The sequence below is a fragment of the Streptomyces sp. 8L genome, from assembly GCF_020176795.1.
Taxonomy (GTDB): domain Bacteria; phylum Actinomycetota; class Actinomycetes; order Streptomycetales; family Streptomycetaceae; genus Streptomyces.
On the sequence record NZ_JAIUKE010000529.1, the window covers coordinates 1 to 7,621 of the forward strand.

General features: G+C 71.1%; 8 protein-coding genes. 4 read left to right on the forward strand and 4 right to left on the reverse strand.

What is annotated here, in order from left to right:
- Position 1 precedes the first annotated feature (1 nt).
- On the reverse strand, positions 2-970 hold the full coding sequence (locus tag LCE31_RS33300) for an NADP-dependent oxidoreductase (RefSeq protein ID WP_225021131.1): 969 nt from the start codon (positions 968-970) through the stop codon (positions 2-4).
- Positions 971-1,056: 86 nt separating this feature from the next.
- On the opposite strand from LCE31_RS33300, the gene LCE31_RS33305 reads away from it, so the two are divergent.
- From LCE31_RS33305 to LCE31_RS33320, 4 genes are all read left to right on the forward strand, one after another.
- Positions 1,057-1,635: a TetR/AcrR family transcriptional regulator gene (locus tag LCE31_RS33305; protein WP_441349431.1), complete on the forward strand. Its 579-nt coding sequence runs from the start codon at positions 1,057-1,059 to the stop codon at positions 1,633-1,635.
- Between the two features lie 234 nt (positions 1,636-1,869).
- Positions 1,870-2,805, forward strand: coding sequence for an aldo/keto reductase (locus tag LCE31_RS33310; protein WP_225021133.1), 936 nt, complete (start codon positions 1,870-1,872; stop codon positions 2,803-2,805).
- A gap of 85 nt (positions 2,806-2,890) precedes the next feature.
- The gene (locus LCE31_RS33315) at positions 2,891-4,048 is read left to right on the forward strand and encodes a hypothetical protein (protein ID WP_225021135.1); all 1,158 of its coding nucleotides are present in this window, start codon (positions 2,891-2,893) and stop codon (positions 4,046-4,048) included.
- 245 nt (positions 4,049-4,293) lie between these two features.
- Positions 4,294-5,949: a cytochrome c biogenesis protein CcdA gene (locus LCE31_RS33320; protein ID WP_225021136.1), complete on the forward strand. Its 1,656-nt coding sequence runs from the start codon at positions 4,294-4,296 to the stop codon at positions 5,947-5,949.
- Positions 5,950-6,046: 97 nt separating this feature from the next.
- Here the strand turns inward: LCE31_RS33320 and LCE31_RS33325 are convergent, their stop codons facing one another.
- The 3 genes from LCE31_RS33325 to LCE31_RS33335 form a co-directional block, all read right to left on the reverse strand.
- The gene (locus LCE31_RS33325) at positions 6,047-6,652 is read right to left on the reverse strand and encodes a GTP-binding protein (RefSeq protein ID WP_225021142.1); all 606 of its coding nucleotides are present in this window, start codon (positions 6,650-6,652) and stop codon (positions 6,047-6,049) included.
- Between the two features lie 120 nt (positions 6,653-6,772).
- Positions 6,773-7,141 carry a DUF742 domain-containing protein gene (locus LCE31_RS33330; protein WP_225021138.1) on the reverse strand — a complete coding sequence of 123 codons (369 nt, stop codon included), beginning with the start codon at positions 7,139-7,141 and terminating at the stop codon, positions 6,773-6,775.
- Positions 7,138-7,572, reverse strand: coding sequence for a roadblock/LC7 domain-containing protein (locus LCE31_RS33335; protein WP_225021144.1), 435 nt, complete (start codon positions 7,570-7,572; stop codon positions 7,138-7,140). Before LCE31_RS33335 ends, LCE31_RS33330 begins: the two co-directional genes overlap by 4 nt.
- Positions 7,573-7,621: the final 49 nt, after the last annotated feature.

Here is a 7,621-nt window from a genome sequence, read left to right on the forward strand (position 1 = left end):
GTCAGGGGTGGGGGGTGAGGTCGATCACGATCTTGCCCTGAACGTGCCGGGCCGCCTGGAGTTCGACGGCTGTGCGGATGTCCTCGACGGGGAAGGCCACCGCGATGGGTACGCGCAGGCGGCCGGCCGCGACCAGGCGTGCGATGTTCTCCAGGGCGTCGGGGGCGGCGTTGGCGCCGTTGGCGGCGGGAATGCCGTCGACCTGGCCCGCGATGGTGCAGATGCGATCGTCCGGCACCCCCAGTTCGCGGGCGGCGTGCGCCGTGTCCGTCCCGTGCAGGTCCAGTGCCGCGGTGACGGGGCCCGCGCCGAGGCCGCGGACTCTGCCGGCCAGGCCCTCGCCGTACGCGACCGGTTCGGCGCCGAGGCTTCGCAGATACTCCGCCGACGACGGCGAGCCGGTCCCGATGACCCGCGCGCCCGCGATCCGGGCCAACTGGACCGCGAACACGCCGACTCCGCCGCCCGCGCCGCCGACCAGGACCGTGTCGTCCGCACCGAGGCCGAGGACGTCGAGAGCGGCCGCCGCGGTGCTGCCCGCGATCGGGAGGGTGGCGGCGGTGCGGTCGTCGACGCCGTCCGGGCTGTGATGAGCGACGCCGCTCGCGATGTTCCCGTCCGCATCGACGACGACGTGGTCGGCGACCGCCCGGGACAGGGCCGCCCCGAACACACGGTCACCGACCGCGTAGCCGTTCGCGCCCGCACCGACCTGGTCGACGAATCCGGCGTAGTCGGTCCCGAACCCGGCGGGCAGGCTCAGGCCGAACCGCGCCGCGGTCTCGGCGTCCGCGGTCATGAACCAGTCCATCGGATTCAGCCCGGCCGCTGTCACGCGTACGCGGATCTGCCCGTCACCCGCCCTCGGCTCGGGCACGTCCTGGAGGGCCAGTACCTCTGGTCCGCCGAACGCCTCAAGCCGGACCGCCCTGCTCACGCCGTCTCGATGGCCGGTGTCGTGCTGCCGCATGCCGTACCCGTTTCCTCGCGTTCCAGCCAGCCCGAAACGGACTATGCTCCGGTTATGACATCCAACATAACCGGAGCGCGATCCGTTTGACCAGTCCCACACCGCGGGCGCCCCGGGCCGATGCCGCGCGCAACCGCGAACAACTGCTCATGGTCGCGACGCGCGTGCTCGCGACGCCCGGCGCGGAGACGTCGATGCGTGCGATCGCCCGTGCGGCCGGCGTCGGCATCGGGACGCTCTATCGCCACTTCCCGACCCGCGAGTCCCTGGTGGAGGCCGTCTACCGTGACCAGGTCGTCCGCCTCACGAACGGTGCGCAGGACCTGCTCGCCGAGGTGGCCCCGGCCGTCGCGATGCGGCGCTGGATGGACCTGTTCGGTGACTGGATCGCGACGAAGAACGGCATGCTCGACACACTGCTTGCGGTGATCGAGTGCGACGTCGTCGACCACGCCAGGACCAGGGACGAGCTCCTGGACGCGATCGCGTCGATCCTCGACGCGGGTCGCGCCGCGGGAGACCTGCGGCCCGACGTCACCGCCGAGGAGATCGCCGCCGCTCTGATCGGGATCTTCACCGTCGCGCACCAGGCCGGCCACGCGGTCACGGCCGATCGGCTTCTCGACCTCCTGCTCGACGGCCTTCGCCCGCAAAGGCGTCCTTGAGGAAGTGTCCTGAGCAGACGGCCTTGAGGAGGCGGCCTGAGGAGGCGGCCTTGCAGACGCGCCCTTGAGGAGCAGCGGACGACCGGCCGCGCGGACGTCGCCGAGGTGCACGGGCCACGAGGCGCGATCCGGGATGTGGGGCTCGCGGCTGCTGTCGGTGGGGCCGTGCCGCCCGTCACGTGCGGGTGGTCCCGCTTGTACTGTGCAGGCCTGATCGTCTGAGAGGGAGACATCGTGAAGACCTTCACCCTGCCCGGCACCGACATCCTCGCCCCGAACGTCGTGCTCGGTCTGATGCGCATCGCCGACAAGACCGACGACGAGGTCCGCGAACTCGTCTCCACCGCGCGGGACGCGGGCATCGACTTCGTCGACCACGCGGACGTCTACGGGCGGGAGCTGCACGGCTGTGAACGCCGCTTCGCCGAGGCGATGGCGCTGAGCCCCGCGCAGCGCGACGAGATCACGATCCAGACCAAGGCGGGGATCGTGACGGACGGCCCGTACTACGACTTCTCGTACGAGCACATCGTCAAGTCGGCCGAGGAGTCGCTCGCGGCCCTGGGGACCGACCGCATCGACATCCTGCTGCTGCACCGCCCCGACGCGCTCGTCGAGCCCGAAGAGGTGGCCCGCGCCTTCGACGAGCTCGAATCCTCCGGCAAGGTGCGCGCCTTCGGCGTCTCGAACCACACCCCGCGGCAGATCGACCTGCTGCGCCGGTACGTGCGCCAGCCCATCGTGGCCAACCAGCTCCAGCTCTCGATCACGCATCAGCCGATCGTCGCTCAGGGGGTCTCCGCGAACATGCTCGCGGAGCAGCAGGCCGTCACCCTCGACGGCGGAGGGATCGTCGACTACTGCCGTCTGAACGACATCACCATCCAGGCGTGGTCCCCCTTCCAGGCCGGCTTCTTCACGGGTGTCTTCCTCGGCTCGCCGGACTACCCCGAGCTCAACGAGGTCATCGACCGCCTCGCCGGCAAGTACGACGTGCCCGCCATCGCGATCGCGACCGCCTGGATCACCCGCCACCCCGCTCGGATGCAGGTCGTGCTCGGTACCACCAGCCCTGAGCGCGTCGCGGGGGCCGCCCGGGGCTCCGAGATCCCGCTCACCCGGGCCGAGTGGTACGAACTGTTCCGCGCCTCGGGCCACCTCGTTCCCTGAAGGCCCCGTGTTCCCTGAAGGCCCCGGCGGGCGTCGGTCGAGGACTCGCGGGGCGAGGGCAAATCATCCGTTTTATGGTGAATGGGTGGATGACGACTCCGAGATACGGGACGCGTACGAATCCGACGAGCCCGAAGTCGTGGAGGCCGAGCCGGCCGACATGGACGATGCCGACGGGCAGGACGGACGGCGGTCGCCCGAAGTCGGAAGCGGAAGCGGGACCGGCAACGAGGCCGGCACCGAGCCGGACGTACTGCTCGACGTTCCCACCCTCAACATCGACGAGATCAACCTGGAAGTGGAGGATCTCCGGGCCCGGGTCTCGCTGCATGCCCAGGTACTGGACCTGCTGAAGCTCGACGTCGGGGCCGATGTGGCGCTCGGGCGGGTGGACCTGGGGATCAAGGGCGTGGAGGCGCAGGCCCTGCTGAAGGTGCGCCTCGACACCGTGGGCGCTGTCGTGGAGCGGTTGCTCCAGTCCGTGGACCGCAATCCCCAGATCCTCGAACAGATCACCTCCTCTGTCGGTTCCGCCGTCGAGGAGGTGGGGTCCGCGGGCGGCGACGCCCTGGGCGAGGTCGGCCGCGGAGTGGGCGACGCGGGCCGTGAGGTGGGCCGCGGGGTCGGCAAGGCCGGAGAGCAGGTGGGCGGGGCCGCCGCGGACGCCACGAAGGACGTCGCGGACACGGCATCGGACGCCGCGAAGGGCGTCACGGACACCGCCTCCGACACCGTCAAGGGGGCCACCGAGGCCACCAAGGACGTCACCGACACCGCGTCCGACGCCGCCAAGAGCGCAACGGACACCGCCTCCGACACCGCCGAGCAACTGTCCGAGACGGCGGACTCGGCGGCCGACTCCGCCCGGCCCGCCGTGGAGGGCGCGTCCGAGAGCGTCCATGAGAGCGCCGGTGACACGAGTGGCGCACGGCGCAAGGTGCGGCGCAAGGCCGTTGGTTCGGGCGGGAGTTCTGTGGAGAGGCCGGCCGAACGCCCGCGCAGGCACCTCCGCGATCGGTCGTCGGAACAGACGTCCGAACGGGCGTCGGAGACCGCGTCGGAAGACGCACGGGAACGGCGTCCGGCACGGGACGTACGGCGCGGAGCGGAGCGACCGCGGCGGCCCACCGCCCGCAGGCCGCCGCGCGAGAAGGCCGGGAGCGACCGGGACCGCGTGGCTGAAGAGAGCCAGGAGAACCACGAGAGTCGCGAGACGGACGAGATCTACGAGGACGACGCGTAGGACGGCCCGTAGGGGCACGGCGGGCCGGGCAGACCCTTGCCGTGTACGGCCGGTGCGGGCAGGCCGGTCAGCGGGTCGCGCTCCCGAGCCCCCACCGTCGAGTCCGCGCCGTCGAGTCGTACGGTCCAGTCCGTGCGCTCCAGTCCGTACGGACCGTGCGCCCGAGTTCTTACGGTTCGGTGAAGGGGGCGCCCCGCGGCCGCCGTAGCACCGTCCGGCACAGGCCGCGGAACTAGCGTGAGTCCGTGCTCACCTTGGTACTGATCGGACTCGTCGGCGGATTCATCACCGGGATCTCGCCCTGTGTGCTCCCCGTGCTGCCTGTCGTCTTCATGACGGGCGGCGTGCGCAGGCGCCCCTACCTGATCGTCGCGGGACTCGCGCTGAGCTTCAGCGTGTTCACCCTGCTCGGCACGCTCATCGTCAGCGCGCTGCCCGTCCCCCAGGACATCATCCGCTGGGCCGGGCTCGTGGTGCTGCTCGTACTGGGTGTCGCCATGATGTTCCCCGCCGTGCAGGACCTGCTGGAGCGGCCGTTCGCGCGGATGGGCGGCGGCCGGGTGGAGCGCGAGCGCGGCGACTTCGTGCTGGGCCTCGCGCTCGGCGCCGTGTACGTGCCGTGCGCGGGCCCCGTACTCGCCGCGATCACCGTCGCGGGCGCCACCCACAGGATCGGCCTCGAAACGGTCGCGCTGACGCTCGCGTTCGCCGTGGGCACGGCTGCCCCGCTGCTGTTCTTCGCCCTCGCGGGCCGCGGTGTCGCGGAGCGCGTACGGGCCTTCCGCGAGCGGCAGCGCGGTGTGCGCTTCGTGGCGGGCCTTGTCGTGATCGGCCTGGCCGTGGCGCTCACCTTCAACGTGACCGACGCCCTCCAGCGGGCCGTCCCCGACTACACCTCGAAGCTCGACCAGGCGCTCGGCACGACAGGCGCGGTGGGCGCGCTCGGCTCGGCGGGGGCCGCCGGCCTCCAGCACTGCGCGCAGCTGCCGAGCCCGGAACTCGTCAACTGCGGGAAAGCGCCCGCGATCAGCGGCATCCAGCAGTGGTTCAACACCCCGGACGACAAGGCGCTGCCGGCGAGCGCGCTGAAGGGGAAGGTCGTACTGGTCGACTTCTGGGCGTACTCCTGCATCAACTGCCAGCGCGCGATCCCGCACCTCAACGCCTGGTACCGCGCCTACAAGAAGGACGGGCTGGTCGTCGTGGGCGTGCACTCCCCCGAGTACGCCTTCGAGCATGTGCCCGCCGATGTCGAGGCCGGTGCCAGGCGGCTCCACATGGCGTATCCGATCGCGCTCGACAACAAGTTCACGACCTGGAACAACTTCGGCAACGACTCCTGGCCCGCCGAGTACCTCATCGACGCGAAGGGCGAGGTGCGCCATGTCGCCGTCGGCGAGGGAGAGTACGACACCAGCGAGTCGCTGATCCGGCAGCTGCTGACGGCCGCGCACCCCGGTGTGAGCCTCCCGCCCGCCACACACGTCCAGGACACCACCCCCACCGACGACGACATGACGCCGGAGACCTACCTCGGCTCCGAGCGCGCGGGCTCCTACGTGGGCGGCAGGCTCTCCGACGGCGTGCACCGGTTCACCGCGCCCTCGGGGGCCCTGCCGAAGAACGCCTTCGCCCTCGACGGCACCTGGTCGGTGGGCAAGGAGTCACTGACGGCGAAGCGGGGCGCCGGCCTCAAGCTCGCGTTCTCCGCGGACGACGTGTACCTCGACGTGAGCGGTACGGGCACGATCACCAGCACGCTCGACGGCAGGACCACCACGTACAAGGTGTCGGGCGCGCCGAACATCTACACCCTCGTCCACGGGGACAACCCGAGCAGCGGGACCCTCGACGTGAAGCTGTCGCCGGGGCTGAGCGCGTACTCCTTCACCTTCGGGTGAGGGCACTCGGGGAGAGCGCCCGGTGAGAGCAGTTGGCGACAGCGCTCGGTGAGAGCACTCGGTGACAGCGCTCAGGGCGGCCGCGCGGCCCCGCCTCTCAGATGAGGGCCGCGTGCCGCGTCTCCCGGCGCAGGACGTGCTCGACCGCCCGGACCAGGACCTCCTTGACCGAGCCACGCTGCCGTGCGTCGCACAGCAGCACCGGCACATCGGCCCCGAGGGTGAGCGCGCGGCGGACCGTCTCCGGGGGGTAGGCGCGGGCGCCGTCGAAGCAGTTGACGGCGACGACGAACGGCAGCCCGCGCCGTTCGAAGTAGTCCACGGCGGGGAACGACGCGGCCAGCCTGCGGGTGTCCGCCAGTACGACCGCGCAGAGCGCCCCGGCGGCGAGTTCGTCCCACATGAACCAGAAGCGGTCCTGACCCGGGGTCCCGAAGAGGAACAGCGCGAGCCGGTCGTGGACGGTGATCCTGCCGAAGTCCATGGCGACCGTGGTGACTTCCTTGCGCTCGATCCCCGAGAGATCGTCGACACCGACGCCCGACTGGGTGAGCGTCTCCTCCGTGTGGAAGGGGGTGATCTCGCTGATCGTCGAGACCAGTGTGGTCTTGCCCGCGCCGAAACCCCCGGCGACGAGGATCTTCGCGGCCTCCGGCAGGTCGTCGCCCGGAGCGGCGGCGCCGTTCTGTAGCACCTCTGACATTGCGGGCATGCCCTTTCACTGTTCGTTCCGTGCCGGGCGGCACGGCACAGGATGGTGAGCCGGTTCGTGGTTCGCGGGTCGCGGCTCTCCGCGCGGGGAGAGGCCCCTCGGCGGGGCGCCTCACAGCGCGCGGAGTCCCTCCAGTACTTCCTTGAGGAGACGCAGGCTCGGCCGTGCGGACGGGTCGGCCGGCCGGCGCACACGGATGGCCCGCGCGTCCAGGAGGTCGCCCAGCAGCACCCGGACGACCCCGACCGGCAGGTTCATGCGGGCCGCCACCTCGCCCACGGGTCGCGGCTTGCGGCACAGCGTGAGGATGGCCTCGTGCTCGGGCTGCATCTCCACCCGGTGCTGAAGGGTGTCGACGCACGAGACGACGAAGGCCACCAGGTCGAACCAGTAGCCCTCGTTGCGGGTCCTCCCACGGACCATGGCGTACGGGCGTACGACGGGACCCGCCGCGTCGTCGACCCACTCGGCCGAGGTCACATCGCGCTCCCGCCGCCCGGCAGCGGCTCGCCGCGCGAGTCCACGGACAGATGGGTTCCGAGGCGCTTGACCAGCATGGCCATCTCGTACGCCACGACACCGATGTCGGCGCCCTGCCGGGTCAGTGCCGTCAGACAGGTGTTGTCGCCCGCGGAGCAGACGAAGAGGAACCCGGCCTCCATCTCCACCATCGTCTGAAGGACCGCACCGCCGCCGAAGTGCCGTCCCGCACCCTTGGCCAGGCTGTGGAAGCCGGAGGCCACGGCGGACAGCCGCTCCGCCTCGTCGCGGCGCATCTCCGCGGAGGCGCCGAGCAGCAGGCCGTCCGTCGACAGGAGGACCGCGTGACCGATCTCCGGCACGTTCCGGACCATGTCACTCAGCAGCCAGTCGAAGCTGGAGCCCATTTCGGATGCGCTGGCCTGCGTCATCGTCAACCGCGCTTTCTGGGAGGGGGGAAGGGGAGAGAGGAGGTAGGGG

What these genes read in the sequence shown, in the direction of transcription:
- LCE31_RS33300 (WP_225021131.1), bottom strand. Translation starts at nt 970, where the DNA reads ATGCGGCAGCACGACACCGGCCATCGAGACGGCGTGAGCAGGGCGGTC.
- LCE31_RS33335 (WP_225021144.1), bottom strand. Translation starts at nt 7,572, where the DNA reads ATGACGCAGGCCAGCGCATCCGAAATGGGCTCCAGCTTCGACTGGCTG.
- LCE31_RS33325 (WP_225021142.1), bottom strand. Translation starts at nt 6,652, where the DNA reads ATGTCAGAGGTGCTACAGAACGGCGCCGCCGCTCCGGGCGACGACCTG.